The 25790-nt window shown below is 68.1% G+C and carries 23 protein-coding genes; 14 read left to right on the forward strand and 9 right to left on the reverse strand.

All coding sequences use genetic code 11. The annotated features are described in order from the left end of the window. The first annotated feature begins 331 nt into the window (after positions 1-331). From ACWGKS_RS26575 to ACWGKS_RS26585, 3 genes are all read left to right on the forward strand, one after another. Complete coding sequence (locus ACWGKS_RS26575) at positions 332-1186, forward strand: S1 family peptidase (protein ID WP_358513948.1); 855 nt, start codon at positions 332-334, stop codon at positions 1184-1186. A gap of 156 nt (positions 1187-1342) precedes the next feature. Further along, positions 1343-2077, forward strand: coding sequence for a DUF6882 domain-containing protein (locus ACWGKS_RS26580; protein WP_358513950.1), 735 nt, complete (start codon positions 1343-1345; stop codon positions 2075-2077). A 201-nt stretch (positions 2078-2278) separates the two neighbouring features. Beyond that, entirely contained in the window at positions 2279-3646 is a 1368-nt protein-coding gene (locus ACWGKS_RS26585; RefSeq protein WP_358513952.1) for a CoA transferase, read from the forward strand. A gap of 21 nt (positions 3647-3667) precedes the next feature. On the opposite strand, the gene ACWGKS_RS26590 is transcribed toward ACWGKS_RS26585, so the two are convergent. Both ACWGKS_RS26590 and ACWGKS_RS26595 read right to left on the reverse strand, forming a co-directional pair. Next, positions 3668-6094: an FtsX-like permease family protein gene (locus ACWGKS_RS26590; RefSeq protein ID WP_452524420.1), complete on the reverse strand. Its 2427-nt coding sequence runs from the start codon at positions 6092-6094 to the stop codon at positions 3668-3670. Then, positions 6091-6855, reverse strand: a complete 765-nt coding sequence (locus ACWGKS_RS26595) for an ABC transporter ATP-binding protein (protein ID WP_358513956.1) — start codon at positions 6853-6855, stop codon at positions 6091-6093. Before ACWGKS_RS26595 ends, ACWGKS_RS26590 begins: the two co-directional genes overlap by 4 nt. A gap of 111 nt (positions 6856-6966) precedes the next feature. Between ACWGKS_RS26595 and ACWGKS_RS26600 the strand changes: the two genes are divergently transcribed. Both ACWGKS_RS26600 and ACWGKS_RS26605 read left to right on the forward strand, forming a co-directional pair. Beyond that, positions 6967-8172, forward strand: a complete 1206-nt coding sequence (locus ACWGKS_RS26600; RefSeq protein WP_358513958.1) for a sensor histidine kinase — start codon at positions 6967-6969, stop codon at positions 8170-8172. After that, on the forward strand, positions 8169-8822 hold the full coding sequence (locus ACWGKS_RS26605; RefSeq protein ID WP_358513960.1) for a response regulator transcription factor: 654 nt from the start codon (positions 8169-8171) through the stop codon (positions 8820-8822). The genes ACWGKS_RS26600 and ACWGKS_RS26605 overlap by 4 nt, the downstream gene beginning before the upstream one ends. Positions 8823-8959: 137 nt before the next feature. Here ACWGKS_RS26605 and ACWGKS_RS26610 read toward each other — a convergent pair whose 3' ends face one another. Beyond that, a complete protein-coding gene (locus tag ACWGKS_RS26610; RefSeq protein ID WP_358513962.1) occupies positions 8960-9571 on the reverse strand; it encodes an ArsR/SmtB family transcription factor in 612 nt (203 codons plus the stop codon). 148 nt (positions 9572-9719) lie between these two features. Between ACWGKS_RS26610 and ACWGKS_RS26615 the strand changes: the two genes are divergently transcribed. After that, on the forward strand, positions 9720-11219 hold the full coding sequence (locus ACWGKS_RS26615) for an alpha/beta hydrolase (RefSeq protein WP_358513964.1): 1500 nt from the start codon (positions 9720-9722) through the stop codon (positions 11217-11219). Here the strand turns inward: ACWGKS_RS26615 and ACWGKS_RS26620 are convergent. Next, complete coding sequence (locus ACWGKS_RS26620; RefSeq protein WP_358513966.1) at positions 11209-12039, reverse strand: hypothetical protein; 831 nt, start codon at positions 12037-12039, stop codon at positions 11209-11211. The two genes, ACWGKS_RS26615 and ACWGKS_RS26620, sit on opposite strands and share 11 nt — an antisense overlap. A gap of 147 nt (positions 12040-12186) precedes the next feature. On the opposite strand from ACWGKS_RS26620, the gene ACWGKS_RS26625 reads away from it, so the two are divergent. From ACWGKS_RS26625 to ACWGKS_RS26635, 3 genes are read left to right on the forward strand one after another with little or no spacing between them, the layout of a single operon-like run. Then, positions 12187-13947, forward strand: coding sequence for a carbon starvation CstA family protein (locus ACWGKS_RS26625; protein ID WP_358513968.1), 1761 nt, complete (start codon positions 12187-12189; stop codon positions 13945-13947). A 3-nt stretch (positions 13948-13950) separates the two neighbouring features. After that, a complete protein-coding gene (locus ACWGKS_RS26630) occupies positions 13951-14232 on the forward strand; it encodes a cory-CC-star protein (protein ID WP_358513970.1) in 282 nt (93 codons plus the stop codon). Beyond that, entirely contained in the window at positions 14223-15164 is a 942-nt protein-coding gene (locus tag ACWGKS_RS26635) for an ArsA family ATPase (RefSeq protein ID WP_358513972.1), read from the forward strand. The genes ACWGKS_RS26630 and ACWGKS_RS26635 overlap by 10 nt, the downstream gene beginning before the upstream one ends. A gap of 94 nt (positions 15165-15258) precedes the next feature. On the opposite strand, the gene ACWGKS_RS26640 is transcribed toward ACWGKS_RS26635, so the two are convergent. The 3 genes from ACWGKS_RS26640 to ACWGKS_RS26650 are packed head-to-tail and all read right to left on the reverse strand — an operon-like array spanning position 15259 to position 18369. Then, the gene (locus ACWGKS_RS26640; RefSeq protein WP_358513974.1) at positions 15259-15921 is read right to left on the reverse strand and encodes a sulfotransferase family protein; all 663 of its coding nucleotides are present in this window, start codon (positions 15919-15921) and stop codon (positions 15259-15261) included. Continuing rightward, positions 15918-17231 (reverse strand): activator-dependent family glycosyltransferase, encoded by a 1314-nt coding sequence (locus ACWGKS_RS26645; RefSeq protein ID WP_358513976.1) that lies wholly within the window; start codon positions 17229-17231, stop codon positions 15918-15920. The genes ACWGKS_RS26640 and ACWGKS_RS26645 overlap by 4 nt, the downstream gene beginning before the upstream one ends. Before the next feature lie 28 nt (positions 17232-17259). Then, positions 17260-18369, reverse strand: coding sequence for a DegT/DnrJ/EryC1/StrS family aminotransferase (locus tag ACWGKS_RS26650; RefSeq protein ID WP_358513978.1), 1110 nt, complete (start codon positions 18367-18369; stop codon positions 17260-17262). 230 nt (positions 18370-18599) lie between these two features. On the opposite strand from ACWGKS_RS26650, the gene ACWGKS_RS26655 reads away from it, so the two are divergent. From ACWGKS_RS26655 to rfbB, 3 genes are read left to right on the forward strand one after another with little or no spacing between them, the layout of a single operon-like run. After that, positions 18600-19019, forward strand: coding sequence for a cold-shock protein (locus ACWGKS_RS26655; protein WP_358513980.1), 420 nt, complete (start codon positions 18600-18602; stop codon positions 19017-19019). A gap of 49 nt (positions 19020-19068) precedes the next feature. After that, positions 19069-19956: a glucose-1-phosphate thymidylyltransferase RfbA gene (rfbA, locus tag ACWGKS_RS26660; protein WP_304069506.1), complete on the forward strand. Its 888-nt coding sequence runs from the start codon at positions 19069-19071 to the stop codon at positions 19954-19956. A gap of 7 nt (positions 19957-19963) precedes the next feature. Beyond that, entirely contained in the window at positions 19964-20932 is a 969-nt protein-coding gene (gene rfbB, locus ACWGKS_RS26665; protein WP_358513982.1) for a dTDP-glucose 4,6-dehydratase, read from the forward strand. Positions 20933-20991: 59 nt separating this feature from the next. Here rfbB and ACWGKS_RS26670 read toward each other — a convergent pair whose 3' ends face one another. Together ACWGKS_RS26670 and ACWGKS_RS26675 are read right to left on the reverse strand one after the other, a co-directional pair. Then, positions 20992-22377: an NDP-hexose 2,3-dehydratase family protein gene (locus tag ACWGKS_RS26670; protein WP_358513984.1), complete on the reverse strand. Its 1386-nt coding sequence runs from the start codon at positions 22375-22377 to the stop codon at positions 20992-20994. Then, positions 22377-23603, reverse strand: a complete 1227-nt coding sequence (locus ACWGKS_RS26675; protein ID WP_358513986.1) for a class I SAM-dependent methyltransferase — start codon at positions 23601-23603, stop codon at positions 22377-22379. Before ACWGKS_RS26675 ends, ACWGKS_RS26670 begins: the two co-directional genes overlap by 1 nt. 550 nt (positions 23604-24153) lie before the next feature. On the opposite strand from ACWGKS_RS26675, the gene ACWGKS_RS26680 reads away from it, so the two are divergent. Next, positions 24154-25029 carry an ABC transporter ATP-binding protein gene (locus ACWGKS_RS26680; RefSeq protein ID WP_358513988.1) on the forward strand — a complete coding sequence of 292 codons (876 nt, stop codon included), beginning with the start codon at positions 24154-24156 and terminating at the stop codon, positions 25027-25029. Beyond that, entirely contained in the window at positions 25026-25781 is a 756-nt protein-coding gene (locus ACWGKS_RS26685; protein WP_358513990.1) for an ABC transporter permease, read from the forward strand. Before ACWGKS_RS26680 ends, ACWGKS_RS26685 begins: the two co-directional genes overlap by 4 nt. The last annotated feature ends 9 nt before the right edge of the window (positions 25782-25790 follow it).

The following is a 25790-nucleotide window of genomic DNA, read 5'->3' on the forward strand; positions in this document are numbered from 1 at the left end:
CGTTGTGTCCAGTGCGGCTACACAGAGCACGCCGATCGGGTGGGAGCGGTCAACGTTGGTATCAGGGCCGGGCTGGTCCTTCCTGTTGCCTGAGTAGCGACAGGAGAAGCCCACCGCTTCAGCGGTGGGAGGAGTCACGTTCCGCATCCTAGATGACGCGGGCCGGTCCGATCGGCGACGGACGAGGACTTCCGTAGCCCTCGGTCCGGTTCCCGGCCCGCCTTTCGTAGGTGTGCGTTCTCGTTCCCGAGGTCGATGTTCCGGCCGATTCCGTTCCGTAGTTTTGCTGTCACATCGAACGAAGCGACAGCGAGACGGAAAGGGCCAGGACGTGAGCCACAGCCGAGAGAAGCGAATCGGAACACGGGTCGGTACGGTCGGTGCGGGAGCCCTGCTCGCGGCGGTCGCCCTGAGCGCCCCGGCCGGCGCCGTCATCGGCGGAACCGACGCCACTGAGGAGTACTCCTTCATGGCGGCGCTCTACAACGATCAGGGCGAACACTACTGCGGTGGCGCGCTGGTGGACGCGGAATGGGTGTTGACGGCGGGCCACTGCACCGAGTCCGAGAACATCGCTGTGCGGGTCGGCAGCACCGACCGTGGCGGTGGCGGCAGCGAGCGCGAGGTGGCCGAGACCGTCCTGCACCCCGAATACGAGGTCGAAGACGTGAGCGACGACCCCGACTACCCCATCTCGCAGTACCTGCTGCACAACGACCTGGCCCTGCTCCGGTTGGACGCTCCGGTCGACGAGACCCCCATCGACATCGCCGCCGAGTCGGCCACCCCCGGCACACCGGTGCGAGGACTGGGCTGGGGCATGGTCGACGAGTTCGGAGAGGAGGAGAAGCCCACCGTCCTCCAACAACTGGACACCGAGGTCACCGAACCCGACCGGTGCGCGGAGATGGACGAGGACGCCGACCTGTGTTCGGAGCACCCCACCGAGGCGGCCCAGATGTGCATCTCCGACTCCGGCGGCCCGGCCGTGCGGGGCGAGGAGGGCGACTGGGAACTGGTGGGCGTGGTCAGCCGGGACGGTGACTTCGACGTCGACCCGTCCTGCGTGGGGCCGATGGTGCTGACCGACCCGGTCGCCCACGGCGACTGGATCACCGAGACGACCTCGACCGATACCCACGCCCCCGAGGCGCGCCGGGCCGGAGAGCCGGTGACCACCTCCTGAGCGGGTAGGACTCACCACCACCCGAAGGGACCGCCCGGACGACCAACGGACCGGCCGCCACCGCGATGCTTCCGGAGCATCGCGGTGGCGTCGGACGGTTCGTCGCCGCGCGCCCCGACCCCGGAGGGTGTCGGAACCGGGCAATAGCATCGTGGCATGAGCAAGAAGCACACCCTCCCGGACATACTCGACGACGCGGCCTTGTTCTCCTTGGAGCACCAGCTCCACCTGGAGGAGTTCCTCGGCGACCACCACTGGAACGTCGACTTCCAGGTGCCCAGGTTCGAGTTCACCGGTGATCGCCCCCTGGTCTGCGAACGCTTCCACCTGCTGGGCAGCGCCGCCCTGGGTCCGCGATCCTGGATGTGGGGCTGGGCCAACCCCTCCGGCTTCTCCCCGGATCTGACCGCTCTCGGCGCGGCCGTTCGGGACTTCGGTCGGGACAACGACATCCCCGCCCTGTCCGAGGCCGAGGTCCCCTTCGCGACGCTGCCGGGCGCGCCGGAGGAGGCACACCTGGCGCTGCATCCGTTGACCGAGGCGGCCAAGCTCCTCACCGGCCGTTGGTTCGCCTACAACGGTGACGCGGGCGGCGGCACCCGGGTCTCCTTCATCATCGAACATCCGGACCTGAGGCTCCCGCGGCCCACCCCCCTGCGGGTCATGCGCATCCTCCAGGAAGGGGTGGCGGGTCTGCGGCTGTCCGACCCCAAACGCGCCGTGTACACCTACGCCCGGCTGCGCGGGTTGTCGCCGCGATTCACCGACGCGGACCGTCGGAGGTTGTCCCTGACCGGACCCGACATCGGTGTGGAGGTGGGTTTCGACGAGCTCGACCGGGTGAACCGGATCGAGGGGACCGCGACCCCCGCCGGGGAACGGGGCTACTAGGGCGTGTTCCGTTGTGAGCGTGGCGCCGGTGACCACGGTTCGGCTCTGGGGCGGGCCGACCGAAGCCGACGCGGATCCCCGGGGGAGGGCGAACCGGGTATGTATTCGCGTGACACGCCCCAAGAGCCATCGCCGGCCGAGTACCACCTGCTGTTCGGCGAGGTCCCCCTCCTCGCCGAGTAGGGATTGTGAGTCACCCCGATGATCGATGAGACGACCCTGCGAGCCTGGACCGCGATCGCGGGCGCGGCCGAACCACCGGCCGCGATCGTCCGGCACACGGCCGGGAACGTACTGCCCGCGGTACTTCCGGTGCGCGCCCTGGCCACGGCCACCGTCGGTGTCTGTTCCCTGGCCGCCGCCGAACTCCTGGCCGCCCGCAACGGCGGTGCGGTCCCACGGGTCCACGTGGACGAGGGCGCGGTGGCCACCGCGTTCGTCAGCGAACGACACCTGCGCGTGGACGGCCGCGAACCCACCTCCTTCGCGCCCCTGTCGGGGTTCTGGCGGGCCTCCGACGGTTGGGTGCGTACCCACGCCAACTATCCGCACCATCGGGAACGGTTGCTCCACGCGCTCGACATCGACGCGGAGGGCGACCCCGGCACGCTGCCCGATCGGCTCGCCGCGGTCCTGTCCGGGCTCGCGGCCACCGAGGTCCAGGAACGGGTGTACGCGGCCGGCGGGTTGGCGGTGGCGGTCGCTCCGGCGCCCGATCGAGGAACGTCGGCGATCGGACGTTCGCCCCTGGCCGAGGTCGTCCCGCACGGCGAGGCCGGAGACCGGTATCTGGAACCGGCGGCGTTGCCCGCCGCGGGGGTGCGTGTCCTGGATCTGACCAGGGTCATCGCCGGCCCCGTCGCGACCCGCACCCTCGCCCTTCTGGGTGCGGACGTGCTGCGGATCGATCCACCCGGGATGTCGGAGGACCCCGACAGCCACGTCGACACCGGCCCCGGCAAACGTTCTGCCCTGGTGGACCTGGACTCGGCGGAGGGACGAGGCGTTCTGGAGGGGTTGTTGGACACGGCCGACGTGGTGGTCACGGGGTACCGGCCCGGGGCCCTGGACCGGCGCGGCATGGCCGCCGCCGATCTGGTCGCGCGCCGTCCCGGACTGGTGGTGGCCGGGTTGTGCGCTTGGGATCGGAGCGGTCCTTGGTCGGGTCGTCGGGGTTTCGACAGCCTGGTACAGGCGGCCACCGGTATCGCGGCGATCGAGTCGGGCCCGGACGGGCGTCCGGGGGTCCTGCCCGCGCAGGCCCTCGACCATGGCACCGGGTACCTGATGGCCGCGGGCGTGTTGCGCGCGCTCACCGATCGGCGGGTCGACGGGCGTGGCCGACGATTGGACTTCTCCCTCGCGGGGACGGCCTCCTGGCTGCTGCACGACATCGCCGCGCGGGAGCCGGGTGAGGGAACCTACGACGCCGAGGAATGGCTGGTCGAGGCGGGGTCCCCCTACGGGCGGCTGCGCTACGCCGTGCCGCCGGTGCGCTACGAGGGCGGCCCCCGGGACTGGGCGCGCACCGCCTCACGTTGGGGCACCGACCTCGCCACCTGGCGCTGAACCGGGGACCGAACGATCCGGTCATCGGCGTTCGGCCACCATGGCCGACGGTGACCGGCGCAGGGTACGGGCCGCCGGTACCAGCGCGGCCAGGACCCCGATCAGCAGGGAGGCGGCGAAGACCAGGCCGAGTTCCGACCAGGGCAGTAGCACGGCGACCTCCGCCGGGCCCCGGCGTGGATCGAACTCGTCCCGGAGCCCGATGGTGAGCGCGTACAGACCGGGCAGGGAGAGCGACGCGCCCAGGATCAGGCCGATCGTGGTGACCAGCCCCGACTCCGCGGTCAACAGGCCCAGGACCTGTCGCCGGTGCGCACCGGCGACCCGCAACAGGGCCAGGTCGCGGCGGCGCGCCGAAGTGGACAGGGACAGGGTGTTGGCCAGGGAGATCGCCGTGTACCCCAGGGACAACACCAGGATGATCCCGGCGAACAGGCGCAGTAGCCCGATCTCGGTGGCGACGCCCTCGTCGAGCAATCGGTCGGTGTCCTCGACGCGCACGCCTTGGTCGGCCAGGGCCGTGGATAGTGCCTCGGCGTCCACCGGATCGAACGCCGCCATGATCGTGAAGGTGGCCGGGTCGTGCTCGCGGGCCAGGTCGTGCGGCAGCGCGAGTTCCGCCCACATCTCCAGTTCGGGTGGGAACTCCTCGATCGTGACCGGGATCCGGCCGGTGGTGCCGTCCCGCCAGGTCAGGTCGACGGTGTCGCCCTCCGCCCAACCGAACCGCCCGGCCGTGGCGGGGGAGGCCAGCGCCGTTCCCTCGGGTACGGCGTCCGGACGGAGTCCCACGGACTCCACCCAACGGCCGTCCACGTACACACCGGTGGAGAGGTGGCTGACGACCTCCCCGCCGACGTGCTCACGGGTGCGTTCGAGCGCGGTGTCGGTCAGCCCGCCGCCACCGTCGGTCCGTACGAGCATGGCGTCGCCGGGGATCTCGCCCCGCGAGTGCTCTTCGATGGCGCCGCCGAGGGTGTCGGTCTGACCCAACACGGTGACGGCGAGCGTGGACACCAGCAGGGCCGGTAGGAGCGTCGACGCCGTTCGCCGCGGACCGGTACGCGCTTGGACGCGCAACAGTTCGGTGAGCGGTGAGTTCCCCGGCAGCAGACCGATGAGGCGTGGCAGGTAGAGGGGTGCGGCGACGGCCGCCGCCACCAGCAGGGCCAGGCTCGACGCCAGACCGTAGGCGATGGCCTGTTCCATGTCCCCTCGCATGGTCGCCACCACCAGAACGACGCCCAAGAGCCCGGCGCAGACCGCGACCCACAGCCGCCACCTCGGCATCGTTTCGTCCCTGCCTTCTTCGGGGCGCAGCGCCTCCAGGGGCCTGACCGCCGCACCCTTGCGCGAGGCGGCCAGGACCCCGGCGACCGCCGTGGCGAGACCGATCAGCACCGACGCTCCGACGGGCAGGGCCACCGATCGCACCTCCCAGTAACGGGAGAGCAGGCCACCGTCGATCATCCGGTCGCCCAGCAGGTGCGCGCCGACGATCCCGAGCGCCGCGCCCACCAGGGAGGCGACCACACCCACGACGGCGGCCTCACCGAGCAGCATTCGACGCACCTGACGTGGAGTGCCGCCCACGGCGCGTAGCAGCGCCAGTTCACGGCGGCGCACCGAGACCTGGAAGGTGAAGGTGGTGCCGACCACGAACACGGAGACGAACACGGCCAGCGCGCCGATCAGGACCAGCAGCTGTTGGCCGACCCAGTTGTTGGACGCGTCGAACTCCGACTCCATCGCGCCGCGTTCGTCGTCGGTGTACACGTCCGAGGTCGGGCCCACCACGCCCCGTACCAGGTCACCGGAGCCCGCGGGGTCGGCGCCGGCCGTCGTGACCACACCGATGAGGGACACCCCGGTCGCGCTCTCCTCGGCCAGGGGATCGGGGAGCAGGACGTCGTCGCCGTCGGTGATCCCGGAGACGGTCATGGGCCACTCGGCGCCGGCCGTCAGCACGTCGACGGTGTCGCCCACCGAACGTCCGTAGGAGGCGGGCAACACGACCTCGTCGTCCCCGGAGGGTCCCGCGCCGTCGAGCAACCTCGTGCTCCCGAGGACGAAGGACGACCACCCGGCGCCGTTGGGGTCGCCGTCGACCGCGTCGCCCAGGATCCGGTCACCGTCCATGACCTGGACCTGGAACCGGTGCTCGGCCACCGCGTCGGTCACCCCGTCGTCCCGGGCGATCTCCTCGACGAGGACGTTCGCCTCGTCGACGCTCCACACCGCGCGAGCGACGGTGAAGTCATCGGACCTGGTCCCGGCCTCCTCGGGTACGGCCAGGACGGCGGCGTTCTCGTAGCGTGGCGGCACCGCCGGTCGTGCCGAGGTGATGACGATCGCCGAAGCCGCCAACAGGGCCACACCCAGCGTCAACGCGACGAACCCGCCCAGGATCGAGCGCAGGCGGTGCCGCACCATGGCGAACGCGATCATGACTCCTCCAGTCCGGCCATGCGCAGCGCGATGCTCCCGGCGTCGAATCGCCCACCGTCGCGAGCGTCGATCTCGTCCACGATCCGTCCGTCGGCCATGAACACCACGCGGTCGGCGCGCGCGGCCACGGCGGGGTCGTGGGTGACCACGAGGACCGTCCGACCGTGCGTGTCCACGACCGCGCGCAGGTGGTCCAGAACCTGACGGCCGCGGGCGAGGTCGAGGGCGCCGGTGGGTTCGTCGGCGCAGATCACCGCGGGGTGGGTCAGGACGGCGCGGGCGATCGCCACCCGTTGCTGTTCACCGCCGGAGAGTTGGTGCGGTCGGTGATCGGCGCGATCGCGCAGCCCCACCTCGTCGAGTGCCTTGAGCGCGTCCTCGCGCCCCAGGCGCCGTCGTGCCAGACGGGCGGGCAGCAGCGTGTTCTGGGCGGCGGTGAGCGCGTCGATGAGGTTGTAGCTCTGGAAGACGAATCCGACCCGTTCACGGCGGAACTCGGTGAGCCCTCGTTCACCGAGGCCGCCCAGTTCGGTCCCGTCCACGACGATGCTTCCGCCGTCGGGCCTGTCCAGGCCGACCGCGCAGTGCAGCAGCGTCGACTTCCCCGAACCGGACGGCCCCATGATGGCGGTGAAGCTTCCCTCCCGCACGTCGAGCGACGCGCCGTCGAGGGCGGCGACCCGGTGGTCCCCGGTCGCGTAGTGCTTGGTCACGGAGTCGATGCGTAGGGCGTCACGTGTGGCGCCGAGTGTCGCGTTCATACTTCGAGCACAGCGGTTCGGACGGGTTCGGCGCGGGTGCCCGTGGTGGAGTCTCGGAGGTAGACCCTGCTCTACCGCGCGACCATCCTCGGGCGGGCTACCGTCGAGTGGGTGAGCATCCCGAACCTGCGCGCGGCGATCACGCTCGCGCCCCACCGCTTCCTGCTGTCGGCGTGGCCGTGGCGGGCCCTGGCGTACGTCCTGGCCGGCACGGTGGGCGGCGTGCTCATCGTCGGGAGCGTGGATCTCCTGGTGAAGTACACGCCCATCACCGAGTGGCCGTGGTACTGGGAGCCGCTCGTGCTCATCGTGGTCCTGGTGGCGATCCCCGCCAGTACTCCGCTGGTGGCGCGCTGGGGTCGGCTTTGCGAGGGGCTGGTCGGGGAGCGGCCGGAGCGGTCGGCGACCGCGCGTTCCACGTCCGGCCCATGGCGCGACCTCGGGTACACACTGCTGAGCCTCACGATGCTGTGCGTGCTGGACCTGGCGGTGCTCGGGGTGGCGCTGGGCGCTCCCCTCCTGGGCGTGCTCAACTTCGTCGACGCCGGGCACCTGAACGTCTTCGAACGGTGGGCCTCCGTGCTCGGATGGGCCGCCCTGTGGCCGGTCGGGCTCTACCTGATCGCGGGATGGGCGGCCACACGTTCGGAGATCGCCCGCGCCGTGTTGTCCCCGCGCGAGGACCGGTTGGTCGCCGAACTGCGCGACGTCACCAGTTCCCGCGCCGCGCTGGCGACCGCCTTCGACGAGGAGCGCCGACGCATCGAACGCGACCTGCACGACGGTGCCCAACAACGCCTGGTCGCGGTGAAGACCTCCCTGGGACTGGCCCGGCTGGACCTGCCCGCCGACTCCCCGGCCGCCAACGCCGTACGGGAGGCCCAGGAGCAGGTGACGCGGGCACTGAGCGAACTGCGGGACCTGGTGCGCGGCATCCATCCCCGAGTACTCACCGAGAGGGGCTTGCCGGCCGCCCTGCTGGACGTGGCGGCCCGCGCCGCGTCCGAGGTGGAGATCGATCTCGACCTGCCCGAACGCCTCCCGGGAGCGGTGGAGTCCACCGCCTACTTCGTGGTCTGCGAGGCCATCGCCAACGCCGGCAAGCACGCGCCCGGCGCCACCGTTCGGGTGCGGGGCGGGATACGGGACGCGAGACTGTGGGTGGACGTCACCGATGACGGCCCCGGAGGCGCGAGCCCGGACGGTGGCGGGCTGAGCGGCCTGCGCCACCGGCTGGCGGTCCTGGCGGGGGAGCTGACCGTGGACAGCCCGCGGGGCGGGCCGACCACCGTGCGATTGGAGATCCCGGAACGATGACGCGCGCGCTGACCGTGGTGGTCGCGGACGACTCGGTCCTGCTTCGTGAGGGTGTGGCGGGGGTGTTGGGCAGGTTCGGGCACGAGGTGGTCGCCGCGGTCGGCGACGCCGACGCCTTGGAGGAGGCGGTGCGCGAACACGACCCGGACCTGGTGGTCACGGACGTTCGCATGCCCCCGGGCTACGCGGACGAGGGGCTGCTGGCCGCGGTGCGGATCCGCCGCCAACGCCCTGGGTCGGGGATCATCGTGCTCAGCCAGTACGTGCAGCCCGCCTACGCTTCGGACCTGCTGGCGATCGACGCCCCGGGCGGGGTGGGTTACCTGCTCAAGGAACGCATAGGTGACGTGGAGGAGTTCGCCGAGGCGGTCACCAAGGTCGCTTCGGGCGGCACCGTCCTGGACCGGGAGGTGGTCCGGGTGATGCTGGCGGCCCGCTCCAGCCCGCTGAACCGGTTGGCGCCCCGGGAACGCGAGGTGCTGTCCCTCATGGCGCGGGGCGAGTCCAACACGGCCATCGCCCGCCTGCTGGTGGTGTCGGACGCGGCGGTGAGCAAACACATCGGTTCGATCTTCACCAAGCTGGACCTGGATCCTCAGGTCGACGGACACCGAAGGGTCCTGGCCGTCCTGGCCTACCTGGATCACTGATCGGGGAAGCGACGCTCGCGGGGACGGAATGTCCGCGGGAAGGGATGTCTCCGGACGAGCGAGGTCCAACGGGGAAGCGGCGCCCATGGAGAAGTGACGCCTGCGGGCAGGAGGACCGGGGTCTGTCAGGGCGGTGCTCAGGTCCGCTCGGGAGGGTTTTCCGGTTCCGAAGCGCTGTCCGGTGTGGTGGGGAAGGCCAGGAACCGGGTGACGATGGTCCGGGCGCCCTCGGGCGTCTGCTCCGGGGCGCGCTGGTAGCGCTTGAGCAGGGCGATGTACTCCTCGAAGAAACCGGACAGCTCCTCCGGTGTCACCTGGATGCTTCCGCTGGAGAAGGGGAACGCGTCGCCCCAGGTTCCATCCTCGGCGGTGGCCTCCAGAGCGCGGTTGAAGTCCTCGAAGTCACGGGTGAACGTGGCTCGGGCGTACTCGTCCAGCGCCTGCCGGAAGGCCTCCTCCTGGGCACTGCGCGGTGGGAAGCGCAGGTCGTGCCGGGGAGTGCGCCACCAGCGTTCCCTGCCGTGTGAACCCTCGGGCGGATCGGTCTCCTCCACCAGGCCGTTCCTGGCCAGTTCGCGCAGATGGTAGCTGGTGGCGCCGGTGTTCAGCCCGAGCTCGCGGGCCAGGGAGGCAGAGGTCGCGGCGCCGTGCTCGCTCAACCGGGCGAGGATGCGCTGCCGGCGGGGGTGGGCGAGTGATTTCAGGACCGATGGGTCGTCGATCGTCCTGGGCTCCGAGGCTGGGCTCATGGGGCTCAACGTAGTTGTGCACAGGTTTCTGTGCAATCCCTTGACCGGAAGCGAGGGGCGTGCACAATAAAGTGTGCACAGGTTTTTGTGCACATGTTCTTGTGCGTGGGGAACCGTGCTCGATGTCCGAACCGAGAGAGGTGACCCGATGCCCGCCCCCCGAAAGCGAGCAGTGGTCCTGAAGGCACTGCTTCCCCTTCCGTTGCTGCTCCTGGGTGTGTTCCTGGCACTCCCGGCCCGAGCCGCCCCCGACGATCCCGGTGCTCCGCCACGAGAGGAGCGTGAGCGCGGGACGTCAGGGGTGAGCCAGGTGGCAGTGGAGTTCACGGCGGGGGAGCGCACCGTGCGCGGGGCCGTGCTCGCCCCGGAGGGCACGGAGGACCAACACCCCGGAGTGGTGCTCGTCGCCGGCTCCGGCGCAGGCGTGCCCATGGAGACGTACCTGCCGGTGGCCGAGGCCTTCGCGGCGGCCGGCGTGGTCGCCCTGGTCTACGACAAGCGGGGGGAGGCCGACGGAGACGGCCTCTCCGAGGCCTCACTGCCCGACCTCGCCGACGACGCCGTCGCCGGGGTCAGGTTGCTCCGCGAACGTCCCGACGTCCGTTCCGACCTGGTGGGGGTGCACGGCCACAGCGAGGGCGGCTGGACCGTCATCGAGGCGGGGGTCCGATCGGCGGAGGTGGACTTCGTGGTGGCGGCGGCGCCCAGCGCGCTGCCACCGGACCGCACCCAGATCTGGATGAACCAGGTCCAGCTGCGCCACGCGGGGGTGTCCGACCGGCTGCTCGACGACCTGGGCGGGCGTTTGACCCGCCACGTGGTGGGCGCCGACGCCTTCCGCCTGGCCGGCCACGATCCCCTGCCCGACCTGGCCCGACTGGAACAACCCTTCCTGGGGGTGATCGCCGAACACGACCGCAGTACCCCACCCGGACAGACCCTGGAGCTGTACAGGGACACCCTGGAAGGGAGCGGGCACCCCCACCACACCCTCCGTGTGGTCCCTGGGGTGGGACACGGGATGAAACCGAGCCCGGACGGCTTCGTCGAGGGCGTTGCCGATCCGGATGCCCTGTTCGAGGGCCTGGCGCCGGAGTACGTGGACACGGTCACCGGTTGGGTGCACGGACTGGCCGCCGGTGACCCGGGAGGCGGGTCGGACGCGCCGCCCGCTCAGGACCTGGAGAGCCTCCAACAGCCACCGGCGGGCCCCGGAGCGCTGTGGTTCCTGGCCGCCACCGGTGGCGGCAGCCTGGTCTGCTTCTCCGCCTACCTCGGGATCGGCCTGATCGCCAGGGTTCGCGGGAACCGGGGCCAAGGCCGGAGCCGGTCGCCCGTGGCCGGGGCGCGCGGGGCGCTGGCCGTCCTCGGGTTGTCGCTGCCGCCCCTGACCATGTCCTATCTGGGGTGGATCATGATGACCGCCGGAACCGAGGTCGGCACGGTGGTGCTCGGTCGACCATTGCCCTGGCTGGGGTTGCAGGTGGGCGCGCTGGCCGCGCTGGGTGCCACCGCGGTGCTGCTCCTGGCCTGGTGGAACCGGCCAGATCCTCTGACCGGGGTCGATCGGGTCCGACTCGGTCTGCTGCTGGTGGGTGCCGCCACCCTGCTTTCCTGGGCGGTGACCTGGGGGCTGCTCACCCCATGAGCCCCCGGGCGCGGCGACGGCGTTCGGCCTCGGAGATCCCTCGACGGCAGGATCGGGCCAGGGATCGGTGGTTGGAGTAGCGTTCGAGGAGACCGTAGGGCGGCAACGGGCCGGCGGGTTCTTCGCCCACGGGGGCGCCCTCGGCCCGCTCCACCAGTAGGGACTCGCCGTTGAGCCGCCCCGAACGGGACCAGCGTTCCCATCGTTCGAAGTCGGGGCTGTACTGGTGGGAAAAGGTGAAGACCGGCTCGTCGGTTCCCGCCAGAAGCCCTCCGCCGCGGGCCCACAACTCGGTCCTCGCTCCCGATTGGTCGGACCACCGGTCGGCCGTGACCACGTCGACCTCCGGGTGACCGTGGCGGTCGCGCACCAGGAGCGCGTCCGTGGCCCGGGTGCGGGGATGGATCTCACGGATGCTCTCCACCGAGGCGAGCGTCACGATCATCCTTGGGACCCACCACCAGTTCTCCCGACGGGCCATGAGGCTGTCCGCGCGAAGCCGGGTGGGTGGATGCTTGAGTGCCTCCTGCTCGACCAGGGACTCCGCGAATTCCCGTCCCTCCAGGTCTTCGAGCACCTCGACGGGTCCGCTGCCCACCAATCCCACCTGACCACCGGCCCCCTGATCGGTCACGCTGAAGGCGACGTGCCGACGGTCACCGAGGGTGAGAGCGAGGTCGGCCATCGAGTAGGGCAGGGCGACGCACACCTGATCGCGCAGTGTCAACGGGACCACCGGGATACCCGTGGGCCCGGACGGCGAGATCCAGCTGAGTTCCGCGACGGTGGATCGCTGCCAAACCGTGATCAGGTCAGTCAAGGTCAGACCTTATAAGTGAGGAATGTCGCATGTTAATTTCTGGTGACCCTAACCCATGGTCCGAGCGGGCGTGATCACCGGGAGACGGGTCCGGGTCGACGATCACGCCGCGTCTCGGGCCCGGAATGCGGAAGGTAGGCCACGGCCATGCCCGCAGCCCTCGTCCTACTCGCGTCCGTGGCGGTGTTCGCACTCGGCTACCGCTACTACTCGCGATACCTCGCTGAGAAGGTGTACGCGCTGGAACCGGGGTTCGTCACCCCCGCGCACACCTACAAGGACGGCATCGACTTCGTGCCGACCAACCGTCACATCGTCTTCAGCCACCACTTCATCTCGGTCGCCGGCGCCGCACCCATCGTCGGTCCCGCCGTCGCCGTGTTCTGGGGCTGGGGACCCGCGCTCGCGTGGATCCTCCTCGGCACCGTGTTCGCCGCCGGTGTGCACGACTTCGGTGCCCTCGTGGTGTCCGTCCGGCACAAGGCGCGTAGCATCGGCACCCTGGCCGGAGACGTCATCAGCAAGCGTTCACGAACGCTGTTCCTGGTGATCATCTTCTTCCTGCTCACCATGGTCAACGCCGTGTTCGCCGTGGTCATCGCCAACCTGTTCGTGGGCTACCCGGCCGCCATCCTCCCGGTCCTGGTGACGATCCCACTCGCGATCGCCGTCGGACAGATCGTCTACAGGCGCCGTACCGCGGCCCTGGTGCCGTCGATCATCGCCCTGGCCCTGGTGTACGTGTGCATCCCACTCGGTGTGATGTTCCCGATCGACATCAGCGGTGTCTCCGAGACCATGGGAATGACCCCCAACACGGTGTGGATCATCCTGCTGTTCGTCTACGCGTTCATCGCCTCCCGTATCCCGGTGTGGATGCTGTTGCAACCGCGTGACTACATCAACCTGCACCAGATGCTGCTGGCCTTCGTGGTCATCTTCCTCGGCGTCGTCGCCGGTTGGGACACCATCGTCGCTCCGGTGATCAACAGCGACGTCCCGGCGGACTCCCCGCCGTGGTTCCCGCTGCTGTTCATCACCATCGCCTGCGGCGCGATCTCCGGCTTCCACAGCCTGGTGGCCTCCGGTACGACGGCCAAACAGATCGACAAGGAGACCGACTCCCGGCTGGTCGGTTACATGGGCGCCGCGGGCGAGGGCACGCTCGCGGTCTGCTCCATCCTGGCCTGCACCGCCGGCGTGGTCGCCGCCTCCACCTCTCCGCTGGCCGACTGGAACGGTCTGTACAGCGACTTCGGCTCGGCCTCCGCCGGCGCCACCGGCAACTTCGTCGAAGGTGTGGGACAGTTCGGCGGCAACCTGGGGATCCCGCTGGAGATCGGTGTCATCTTCGCCGTCGTCGTGGTGGTCAGCTTCGCCGCGACCACCATGGACACCGGTGTACGTCTACAGCGCTACATCGTCCAGGAGATCGCCGAGATCATCCGGTTCCGCCCGTTGGCCCGCAACCTCACCGTCGCGACGTTGATCGCCACGATCGTCCCGCTGGGCCTGGCGCTCATCCCGGGTGACTTCGCCTTCGGTACCCTGTGGCAGCTGTTCGGCACCACCAACCAGCTCACCGCCGGCCTGGCGCTCGCCGTCATCGCGGTGTGGGTCACCAAGCGTCGCCGCAACCCGCTGGCGATCCTCATCCCGCTGGTCTTCCTGTTGGTCATGACCTCGTGGGCGCTGATCGTCAACCTGATCGCGTTCGTGCGTTCCGACGACGTCATCGACCGTTTCCTGCTGGCACCACTCGACTTCGTCATCTTCGCGTTGGCCGTCTGGCTGGTCGTGGAAGCCACCATCGCGCTGCGCAAGGCCTTCGCGGCGCGCAACCTGCCGGAGACCGAGGACACGGAGTCCGAAGGGACCACCGAGATCTCCGACCCGAAGGAGAAGTAGGACGTGAATCCGCTGGGTGCGCTCTCTCGCGCATATGACGCCTGGAAGAGGTTGGAGGCCTTTCACGACGAGGTCTTCACCGCGAAATGGCGTCAGGAGGTGCGACGGGAGACGCGCACCCAGCACGACACGCTGCGCGCCCTTCTGCTCCTGGAGACTCTGGGGGTGGAGGGGCCGGTGTCCTATGAGACCCTCGACCTGATCCCCTACATGGTGTCCGACCTGCACGAATGGCATCAGCGTATGGGGCGGGACGACCTTGGCGGACCGGGGGTGTGCTGTTGAGGTTCCGACGGCCCGCACGAGCGAAGAAGGACCCGGACATCCCCGCCGTGCCCCCCATCGTCTTCTTCGGCGGTAAGGGCGGGGTCGGCAAGACCACCATGGCCGCCGCCCACGCGCTCCACTTCGCCGACCACGGCCTGCGCACGCTGCTGCTGTCCACCGACCCCGCGCACTCGCTCGGCGACGTCCTCGCGACGCCCCTCGGTGACACGGCCGTTCAGGTCGGTGAGAACCTGTGGGTGCGCGAACCGGACGCCGACGCGGCCCTGCGCCGCAGAGTCCGGCGGATCGGCGACGACGCCGCACGAGCGTTGCCCCGCGAGATCCTGCCCGCGGTCTCCCGCCACCTCGATCACGCCGCGGCCGGGCCCGGAATGGCCGAGTCCGCACTGGCCGACCTGCTCATGGACACCATGGAGGAGGTTCCCGACAGGTGGGACCGCCTGGTGGTGGACAGTGCCCCCACCGGCCACCTGATGCGCCTGCTCCACCTGCCGGAACTGCTCACCCCCTGGGTGGAGGGGTTGGCCCGCCAACGCGAGCGCGCCGTGGACGCCGACCGCTTCGCCGTCGGTGTCATCGGTGGTACTCAGGAGAGCACCGACGACCCGCTGTTGGAGAAGTTGCACGCCCGCCGCCGCAAACTCGAACGCGCGGCGGCCCGCCTGCGAGAGGACGCCGAGGTCCGGCTGGTCCTGGTGCCGCGCCGTATGGTCCTGGCCGAGACCGATCGCGCCGCCAAGGAGCTCGCCGACACCGGTTTCCGCCTGGGCACCGTCGTGGTCAACCAGGTCCCCGCAGACGTCGATCCCGAGGTCATCGGGGACGTCCGCGCCCGCTTCTCCGAGCAGGGCACCGTCGAGTCACCCCTGACCGGACGCGAACCCATCGGCCCCGACGCCCTGCGCGACCTCATCGCCCACCTGGCCTGAGTCCGGTACCCGTGCGTGCGGACCCGCCACCCCCAACGGGAGCGGGCCGCCCCTGGACAGGGCGGCCCGCTCGCGACACGGTCCAGTGCTCTCCTCAGCGTGAGGACATCAACTTCTGGATGTGCTTGTTGGACTCCTTGCTGAACTCACTGCGCTTGTTCAACCGGGGGAAGGGCGTGTTCGGCGCGGGGACGTCCAAGAACTCGCAGAGCGGCTCCCATCCCTGCCCCAACTCATAGACGAGGAGGCGCTCCGAGGGGATCGTCGCTCGGACCTCGGCGATGTGCCGCTCGAACACCGAGATCATGTGCTGTTTGTCGTGGACCGAACCGCCGAAGACGCGGTCGACCACGCTGGCCCGGTCCATCCGCAGGAACGCCCTCAGGTCAGGGCTCTGCCGCTCCGCGAGCCAGGTCAGCGGCCGGACCCAGGGGTTCCGCTTGAACACCGTCTGCTGGGTGCTCTCGTACCACTTGTTCGGATCACGGACGGTGAGCACGATCTTCGCCTCGGGGTAGTGCTCCGAGAGTTCCCGCCAGTAGGCCGCCGTGGGCCAGTCGACGCCGCTCTCGTACCCGGCGAACAGCGCGTCCCAGTCCTTGGAACGGCCTTCGACGACGTCGAGCCACTTGTGGATCCGCTCCGGTCGCTCGGCGATCTCGTACATGTGGTCGCACGGGCCGAACCCGATCTGCTCCAGCGCCACCTTGAGGGAGTAGGTCCCGGTACGACCGAACCCCGCTCCAATGACCTTCATGCCCGACCACCCGTCCAGGTTCCCGGGGTGTTCGCGCCGTCCGAATCCCTGCGGTGCCGGTGCGTCAACCGTTCGAGGTCGGCCACGATGTCGTTCGGGGTCGCCGTCATCACCATCTGTTGTTGGAGGTCCCAGGCCTTCTCCCTGAAGGAGCGCTCTTCGAGAAGTCTCGTCAGGGACTTTCGGATCGTGCCGGTGTCGGCCTCCAGCGCGTGGTGGAACAGACCGGCGCCGGCCTGCGCCAAGTGCTCGGCCCGGACCCACGCGTCCGCGTGCCTGATGGGAAGGAGGAGCTGGGGCACGCCGTTGAGGGCGGCGGTGGAGGCGGCACCGAACCCACCGTGGTGGATCAGGGCGGAGCAGGTGGGCAGGAGCATGTGGAACGGTACGAAGTCCACGAGACGGATGTTCTCCGGTACCGTTCCCAGCTGCTCTCGCTCGTCCTCGCTCAGGACGGCCACGACTTCGACGTCCATCTCGGCCAGGGCCTCGATGGTCGCCTTGACCGGGAAGATGCTGCTGTTGAGTTTCGCGTCGAGCGACCCGCGACCGGAGAGCGCGACCCGGGGCCGCACGGGCTGTTCGTGGATCCACGAAGGGGCCGGGCGCCGCGTGTGGAACGGTACGTAGCGCACCGGAAGGCGCGGTGTCTCCAACTCGAACTGGAGGGAGTCGGGAACCAGGTCGATGGTCCACTGACCGGTCAGGATCTCTTCGGAGAACTCGGCTCCGACCTTGTGCAAGGCGGGCGTGAGCCAGTCCCGGAGGGGGTCGTGCCGCTCCTCCAGAGGCTGTTCCATGCTCAGTCTCTGCCAGGTCCGGTACATCGTCGAGTAGATGTCGACCGACCACAGCAACCGGGCGTGCGCGGCGCCGATCGCCTCCGCCGCGACGGCCCCCGCGTAGGTGACCGGGTCCCAGATCACCAGGTCCGGTTGCCACTTCCGCGCGAAGTCGACCAGTCCTTCGAGGATCGGGTCGTTGTAGGGCTGGTAGCCATACGGCACCGAGGCCTGGTACTTGATCAGCACCTCCGGCCAGGTCAGGGACTCGTCGAAGGGGTGGCTCCAGTCGGCGATCTCGTTCTCGATCGACCCGCCGGCATCCGACTCCGCTGCACGCAGCAACTCGTCCATGCCGTGGTCCTCGCCGACCGCGACGGGCGGCAGCCCGGCGGCGGCGATCAGGTCGGTCATCGCCGGTCCGCTGGCCACCCGTACTTCGTGGCCCGCGGAGATCAGTGCCCAGGCCAGCGGGACCTGGGGGTCCAAGTGCGAAGGTTCGCCGATGGTGGCGAAGAGAATACGCATGAGGCGGGTTTCCGGTTTCTGTCGGAGGTCAGGCGGCACCGAGGACTTCGCGCATGGCCTTGATGACCTGCTCCTGACGGTCCTCGGGAAGAGAGGGGTACATGGGAAGGGAGAAGATCTCCCCGGAGAGCCGCTCCGTGACCGGAAGCGAACCCTTCTCGTAGCCCAGGTGGGAGAACCCCGTCATGGTGTGCACCGGCCACGGGTAACTGATGTTGAGCGAGATCCCGTGGGATCGAAGTTCGGAGATGATCTCGTCGCGTCGAGGATGCCGGACCACGTAGACGTAGTACACGTGCTCGTTGCCATCGTTGACGTGGGGAAGGACCAGCTCGGTGTCGGAGAGGGCCTCCGCGTACCGGCGGGCGACCCGACGGCGCCCTTCCGTGTAGGTGTCGAGCCTGGTCAGCTTCCGGCGAAGGATCTCGGCCTGGACCTCGTCCAGGCGACTGTTGTGGCCGGGGGTGTCGACCACGTAGTACTGGCTCTCCATGCCGTAGTAGCGCAGTCGGCGTAGCGACGCGTCGGTCTCATCGTCGTTGCTGAGGATCGCGCCCCCGTCACCGTAGGCACCGAGGACCTTGGTGGGGTAGAAGGAGAAAGCCGCTATCTTCCCGAAGGTGCCGGCCAACCGGCCCCATCGGCGCGCTCCGTGCGACTGGGCGCAGTCCTCCAGGATCGGGATGCCGTGCCGGTCGGCGATGGACTGAATGGTGTCCATGTCCGCGCACTGACCGTAGAGGTGCACCACCAACAGGCACCGGGTGCGTTCGGTGATCTGCTCTTCGATCAGGTCCGTGTTCACGAGGTAGTCGGCTTCGTTCACGTCGACGAACACCGGTTTCGCACCGATCTGGTCGATCGCGATGACCGTCGGCGCGGCGGTGTTGGAGACGGTGATGACCTCGTCGCCCGGGCCGACGCCCAGGGCGCGCAGGGCCAGGACCAGGGCATTGGTCCCGTTGTCCACGCCGAGGCCGTGCGGCAGGCCGTGATAGCCCGCGAACTCTTCCTCGAACGCGCGGACACTGGGCCCCATGATCAGCTGTCCGGACTCGAACACCTTGACGACGGCGTCGAGGATTTCTTCCTTCTCGCGCTCGTACTCGTCAAGGTAGTTCCACACGTAAATACTCATGGATCCCCTAGCCTGCCTGAATTTCACTTCACCCTTTCGTGAGGGCACACTCACGAAAATATATGGATGACCACCTGGACATTTCCAGGCCCGTGGGATTTTTAAGGGCCCCTAGGAAGCGTGGGAGGGGGCGGCGTCCGAAGACTAGGGGGTGCAAGGGGTTCCGGTCGTGGTTTCGGCTGTGCAAGCCTACTTTTGATCTGGTCGCCTTGAAGATTGATGGTGTTCTGGTGGAGACAGGAGTAGTCGTACGGTTCGATGAGGAACGCGGTTATGGATTCATCGAACCGGACTCCGGCGGCGAGGATGTCTTCATCCACGCCTCGGGGTTGGAAGAGGAGCTGAAATCCGAACTCCAGGCCGGACGAAGGGTCCGCTTCGACGCGGTCAACGGGCACCGTGGCCGAAAGGCCTTCGAGGTCCGGTTGCTCGAACCCACCGATGAGGACGTCGGCTCCCCCGCCGGCGTCACGAACGGTGAGTCGGGTGCCGGGCCCGCGACGCAGGGGCCGGACCTCTCCCGGGGCGAGCTGCGGCATCTGCTCACCGAGGAGTTCCTCGCAAGGGTGCCCGACCTGAACGGCGCTCAGATCGTGGCTCTGCGTGAAGCGGTCGGCGAGATGGCGCTGGAACGAGGCTGGGTCCGGTGAACGGCGCGGCCCCGGCACATGGCCGTTCAGGTACCGGAGAGGACACCCCATGAAGGGCATCCTCCTCGCGGGTGGGTCGGGAACCCGGTTGCACCCGGCAACGATATCGATCTCCAAGCAGATTCTGCCGGTTTACAACAAGCCGATGATCTACTATCCGCTTTCCGTCCTGATGCTGGCCGGTGTGCGGGATATCCTGATCATCACGACGCCCCGGGACATGGCGCTCTTCAGGGGCCTGTTGGGCGACGGATCCTGGTTGGGGATCAATCTGACCTACGCCGAACAGACCAAGCCTCGGGGGATCGCCGAGGCGTTCGTCCTCGGAGCCGACCATGTCGGTGACGACAGTTCGGCGCTGATTTTGGGCGACAACATCTTCCACGGTCCGGTTTTCTCGTCCATCCTCCAGGACAAGGCGCAGGATGTCGACGGATGTGTTCTCTTCGGCTACCCGGTCAACGACCCTTCGCGGTACGGGGTCGGGGTGACCGACGACCAGGGCAGACTCACCGATCTCCAGGAAAAGCCGGCCGAGCCGCGTTCCAATCGCGCCGTAACCGGCCTCTATTTCTATGATTCCACGGTGGTCGACATCGCGAAGGACATTCGTCCCTCGGAGCGTGGGGAACTGGAGATCACCGACGTCAACCGGATCTACATGGAGCAGGGGCGGGCCGAAATGGTGGACCTCGGCCGAGGGTTCGCCTGGTTGGACACGGGAACGCACGATACCTTCCTGCAGGCCTGCCAGTTCGTCCAGGTGATGGAACAGAGGCAGGGAATCCGTATCGCATGCCTGGAGGAGGTGGCTTTGCGGATGGGGTACATCGACGCCGAATCCTGTTATCGACTGGGGGCGGCGTTGGGTGGAAACGATTACGGAAACTATGTCATGAGAATTGCAGAAGAAAAGGCGATGGGGAAACTGGAGTAGAAATCTCATGCGAATCATGGTCACCGGTGGTGCCGGTTTCATCGGATCCCATTTTCTGCACAACCTTCTCGACGGCCGTTACCCGGATCTGCCCGCCACCGAGGTGGTGGTCGTCGACAAACTCACCTACGCGGGCGATCACCGGTTGTTCACCGGACGGGTCGACCCGCGCATCCGTTTCGCAGAGATCGACATCTGTGACCCATCGGTCGATGAGCTGATGAAGGGTGTGGACCTGGTGGTCCACTTCGCGGCGGAGTCCCACGTCGATAGATCCATCGTGGACTCCGCCGCCTTCGTCAGGACGAACGTGCTCGGTACCCAGAACCTCCTGGAGTGCTCGCTCCGGAACGGGGTCGGTAAGTTCGTGCACGTCTCCACCGACGAGGTGTACGGGTCCATAGCCAAGGGCTCCTGGGACGAATGGTGCCCGTTGGAGCCCAACTCGCCCTACGCGGCGTCGAAGGCCGCCTCCGACCTCCTGGTGCGGTCCTACCACCGCACCCACGGTCTCGACGTCTCCGTGACCCGCTGCTCCAACAACTACGGGTCGCGGCAGTACCCGGAGAAACTGATCCCCCGCTTCGTCACCAACCTCTACCAGGGGCGGAGCGTGCCGCTGTACGGTGACGGCTCCAACGTCCGCGAGTGGCTGCACGTGAGCGACCACTGCTGGGGGGTGGCGCTCGTGGCGAAGGGCGGCCGGCCGGGAGAGGTCTACAACATCGGTGGCGGCAGCGAACTCACGAACCGGGAACTGGCGGACATCCTTGTGAAGCACACCGGAGCCGATCCGAGCCTGGTGGTGCGGTCGGAGGACCGACTCGGGCACGATCTGCGTTATTCCGTGGACTACAGCAAGATGTTCGACGAGTTCGGCTACGAACCGCGCGTGGAGATCTCCGAAGGACTGAAGTCCACGGTGGAGTGGTACCGCGAGAACCAGGACTGGTGGGAGGGCTTCGGGGTGCGCTGAACCGGCCGGACCACGAGGGTGAGCACCCCCTCTCGTGGCCCGGCCGGAACCCTTCGGCGCTACCGGTCGGCCGGTGAACCATGGTCGTCGGAGAGGCTTCGGACACAGGCGACCAGACTCCGAGCCTGGATGTTCAGGTAGTGGCTGTGTCGGAGAAGGGCGTCCACCTGTGGAAGCGACACCCACAGGTGATCGGGGAGGTCCTCCTCCGGAAGCGGCCGTTCTCCGCGTTCCACCACGAGGTTGCGTGTTCGAGCGTGGAAGAAGCGGCCTCCCTCCTCGGACTGGACGGCGTCGAAGAGGACCCTGCGTCCCGGGGCCTTCGACATCTCGTCCGACAACGACCCGTGCGAACCGGACCCGAGTTCGCCCTCGCACGCGAGCTGGAGCGTCGGGCCCAGTTCGACGGTCTCTCGCAGACCGGGTTCCGCGGTCGCCCTCAGGAGCAGGTGCGTGACCCCGTTCGCCCGGCGTGTCACCACGGCGGCCAAGCCGAGCCCACGGGGTTCGATCATCGGTTGCGACCACTTCCTGACCTCTCGGCCCCTCGTCGCCACGTCCACACCGATCACCCTGAAGTGCAGGTCCTCCAGGTGCCTGATCTCCCCCGCCGTTCGGTGCCATCCCTCGATCGTTCGCAACGGTACGGGCGAGGCGGACATGGCGGTCAGCGAGCGGGCCGCGGTGATCGTGCTGAGGATCTCCGACATCGAGAGCAGAGCGCCGTCGTCGGGGTCACGCGTGTGGGACGGCAGACACGAGAGTACGGTCCTGGTGTCCATGTTCACCAGGTCGTCCTCGGCGAGCAATTCGTGTACCTGCTTCAAGGTCAGCCAGCAAAAGCCCTCCCGCAGCGGGACGTCCTCGTCACCGGCGAGCACCACCATGTTCCGGTTGTGCTTGCGGAGGAACCACGAACCCTGCTCCGACTGGAGCGAGTCGGCGAGGACGCTCCCCGGTGGGGGATCCAGGAAGTGCTCCACGTAGGGCACGGACCGGCCACGGTGCACCCCTGTGTAATTGCTCCGGGTCGCCTGAACGGTGGGGGAGAGCTGGAAGAGGTTGACGTTCCCCGGTTCCATCTTCGCCTGCATCAGCAGGTACGGCACACCTTCGAACTCCTTGATCAGGATGCCGAGGACACCGATCTCCGGCTGGTCGATGATGGGTTGGGACCAACCGGGCTCCTCACGGTTCTCGGGATCGCGGACCCGCAGGCCGCGCACACTGAAGAACCCACCGCTGTGGTGCCCGATGTCGCCGGTGTCCGGCACCTCGTCCCAACCTTCGAGACCGTCCAGCGGTGCCCTGTCCACCTGTACACCGGTGTGCGCGGCCAGTTCGGAGAACCACTCCCTGACCTCGTCCGGGCCGAAGCGCCCGGGTGTCTCCGCCGACGCGGAACGGGCGACGACGTCGACGGCCCACCCCGTCAGCGCCGCCATCAGGAGACGGTGACGTCGGGAACGTAGCGGATCCACTTGCCTCCGGATGCCCGGAACCCCTCTTCCTTGGCCATGATCTCCTCGGCGTGGTTCCACGCGAAGAGCAGCGCGTAGTCGGGGTAGGGGTCGGTGAAGGCCTGTGCGGGTCGCACCGGGATGTGCATGCCCGGTGTGAGTCGTCCCTGCTTGGCCGGCGTGGTGTCGCAGACGAACTCCACCAGGTCGGGGCCGATCCCGAAGTAGTTCGCGACGGTCGCGCTCTTGGCGGTGGCCCCGTACGCGACAACGGTCTTGCCCTGCTCCTTCAGATCCCTCAACAGGCCGACGAGGTCGTCCCGAATCGCGTCGACCTTGGCGCTGAACGCCTCCAAGGTCTCCAACTTCGAGACCCCTGAGGCGTCCTCCTCGGAGATCAGCTCGGGGACGGCGAGGCTCGGCGTGCGGGCGCCGGCGTGGGCGAGCGTGTAGCGCACCTCGCCACCGTGGACGGGCAGCCGTTCGACCTCGACCAGTTCGAGACCGTATCGGGCGGCCAGCGCCTGTACCGAGCGCGCGGTGAAGTAGTAGTAGTGCTCGTCGTAGATCTGGTCGAAGGAGTTGCGCTGGAGAACGTCCCCGAAGTAGGGGTCCTCGAAGACGAAGACACCGTCCTTCGCCAGGAGCAGCGCGATCCCCTGGAAGACGGAGTCGAGGTAGGGGATGTGGCACAGGGTGTTCGCGGCGTAGATGACGTTCGCGGGGCCGTCCTCGGCCATGATGCGTTCGGCGCTCTCCTTCTCGAAGAAGTCGACCAGCACCCGAACGCCCTGCTCCCGAGCCGTCTCACCGACCCCGCCGGAGGGGTCGACGCCCAGGTGGCGGACCCCGGCTTCGGCGATGGTCCGCAGCATCGTCCCGTCGTTGCTCCCGAGTTCGATCGCGAAGGTGTCCTCGCCCTTGAGGTGGGTGTTGAGGAAGCGGCGAGCGATGGACGCGAAGTGCTCGCGCATGACACTCGACCCCGCGGAGACGTAGGGATAGTCCTCGTTGAACATCAGTTCACGGGGCACCTCCTCCATGAGCTGCACCATCGTGCAGCTCTCGCAGACGCCCGTGGCGAGCCTGAAGAAGGTCTCGCCCTCGATGTCCTCCGGTCGCACGAATCGGTTGGACAGTGGTTGGCGTCCGAAGTCGATGAACTCACGCAGTGTTCCGGAACAGATTCGGCATGTGGAGCCCGCGGGCATTTCGTCCTCCTCAGGAGAAGCAACCAGGGTTCGGTCGACCACCGGCCCGGCAGCCGGGAAACGGCGTAAGCCGATTTTTCGCACGATCAATGTGCTCCGGTTCCGGAGCGCAGATTCGCGGTTCATGTTTCCCTGGTGGAGGGCTCGAATGCCACCCGTATTTTTCCTTTCCGGGGCCGCGTTCGTTGATAGGGGTCGGCTAGGGGGCCCAGGGTCTTCGACGGGCTCTCAGACCCTGGTATACCGAGAGAACCCGATCCGTGTTCTCGCTGGAGACACGGGTGGGGCGGGGCTCTTCGACAGTGTGTCCTCTACTCCTTGTTCGGAACAGGCGATGTTCGTTCCGGTGGCCTGTGCATCGTGATTCGTGCAGGGCACGCTACGTGGGTGACAACGGAGATGACAATCATCATGGTCGACCCGTGATAGACGATCTAGGCGAGTCGGTCGCCGTGACCACATAATCGGTTCCATGGGAAACGGACAGGATAGAGGAAAGGTGCGATCGGTCGTGCGTGTCGGTGATACTCCAGCACTGTACATATCGGGGTTGCGCAAGAGTTACGGGACGGTGCACGCGGTCGATGGCATCGACTTGACCATCGCGCCGGGTGAGGTCGTGGCGCTCTTGGGGCCCAACGGGGCGGGCAAATCGACCACCATCGACATGATCACCGGCCTCACCCGCCCGGACAAGGGCGAGGTCCTGGTCTTCGGCGCGGAACCGGGCGAAGCGGTGAAGGAGGGTCGGATCGGGGCGATGCTCCAGGACGGGGCCCTGCTCGACGATGCCACCGTAGGGGAGATGGTGGCGATGGTGGCGTCCCTCCACCGTTCCCCGCTCACCGTTACCGAGGCCTTGAACAGGGCGGGTATCGAGGACCTGGCCCGACGTAGGTCGACCAAGCTCTCCGGCGGCCAGAAGCAGCGTGTCCGTTTCGCCATCGCGATGGTCTCCGACCCGGATCTGCTGATCCTCGACGAACCGACGGCCGGTATGGACGTCGCCACCCGGAAGTACTTCTGGGAGTCGATGAAGAAGTTCACCCAGAGCGGGCACACCGTCATCTTCGCCACCCACTACATGGAGGAGGCGGAGGAGGTCGCCGACCGAATCGTCTTCCTCCGGGACGGGCAGGTGGCCGCGGACGGGAGCGTCGAAGAGGTCAGGGCGCTCGCGGAGGGCCGGACCCTGACGGCCACCGTCCCCGACGTGTCCCAGGAGGAAGTCCTGGATTTGCCGTTCGTCGTGAGCGCGGACGTGCGCCTGGACAAGGTGGTCATTCTCAGTTCCAACTCCGACAGAACGCTCCGGGCCCTCCTGGACCGGTTCCCGGAGGCGGTGAACATCGAGGTGGTCGGCGTCGGTCTGGACGAAGCCTTCCTCGTCCTGACCGGCAACCTAGATGAGGACGAACAGTCATGAACGTCGGATACCTGAAGCTGGAGCTTCGCCGGGTGCTCAGGGAACCCGGAACCCTTCTCTTCGTCCTCGGTTTCCCGGCCGCTTTCTACGTGCTGGAAGTGATCATCTTCCAGGCCGAGTGGCCCGACTCCCACGACGCCTACGACCCGGCCACGATCCTCATGCCGAGCATGGCCGCCTGGGGCGTACTGATCTCCGGCATGCTCGTCGGTGCGCGAGTGGTCAACGAGCGGCAGGCGGGCTGGCAGCGTCAGCTCCGGCTGACACCCCTGTCGAGTTCTGGCTACCTCTTGGGGAAGGTCTCCGTCGGCATGTTGGTGGCCGTCCCGCCACCGCTGGCGGTCGCCTTCGTGGCCGCCGTCTTCCTCGGAGTGCGTCTCGACCCGGCCGCCTGGGTCTCGGTGACCCTGCTCGTGACTCTGGGAGGGCTGCCCTTCGCCATCCTGGGTCTCCTCGTGGGGCAGGTGGGAACGCGCGAGAACGTCCAGCAGATCACGATCATCGGCATGCTCGTACTCGCAATCTTCGGTGGGTTGTTCATCCCCCTCCAGACCCTTCCGGAGTGGTTCCTCTACGTCTCCTACGTGACCCCGAGTTATTGGTTGGCGGAGTTGGGCAAGTCCGGGATGGCCGCCGCCATCGGTGTGGAGGCGCAGCCCCTTCTGTACTCCGCGGCGGCGCTCACGGCGTGGACGGTGGCTCTCGCCGTGGCCGTGGGCTGGCGCTATCGTCATGACTCCGCACGTACCTGACCGGAACGG

Source organism: Nocardiopsis sp. NPDC055879 (genome assembly GCF_053615935.1).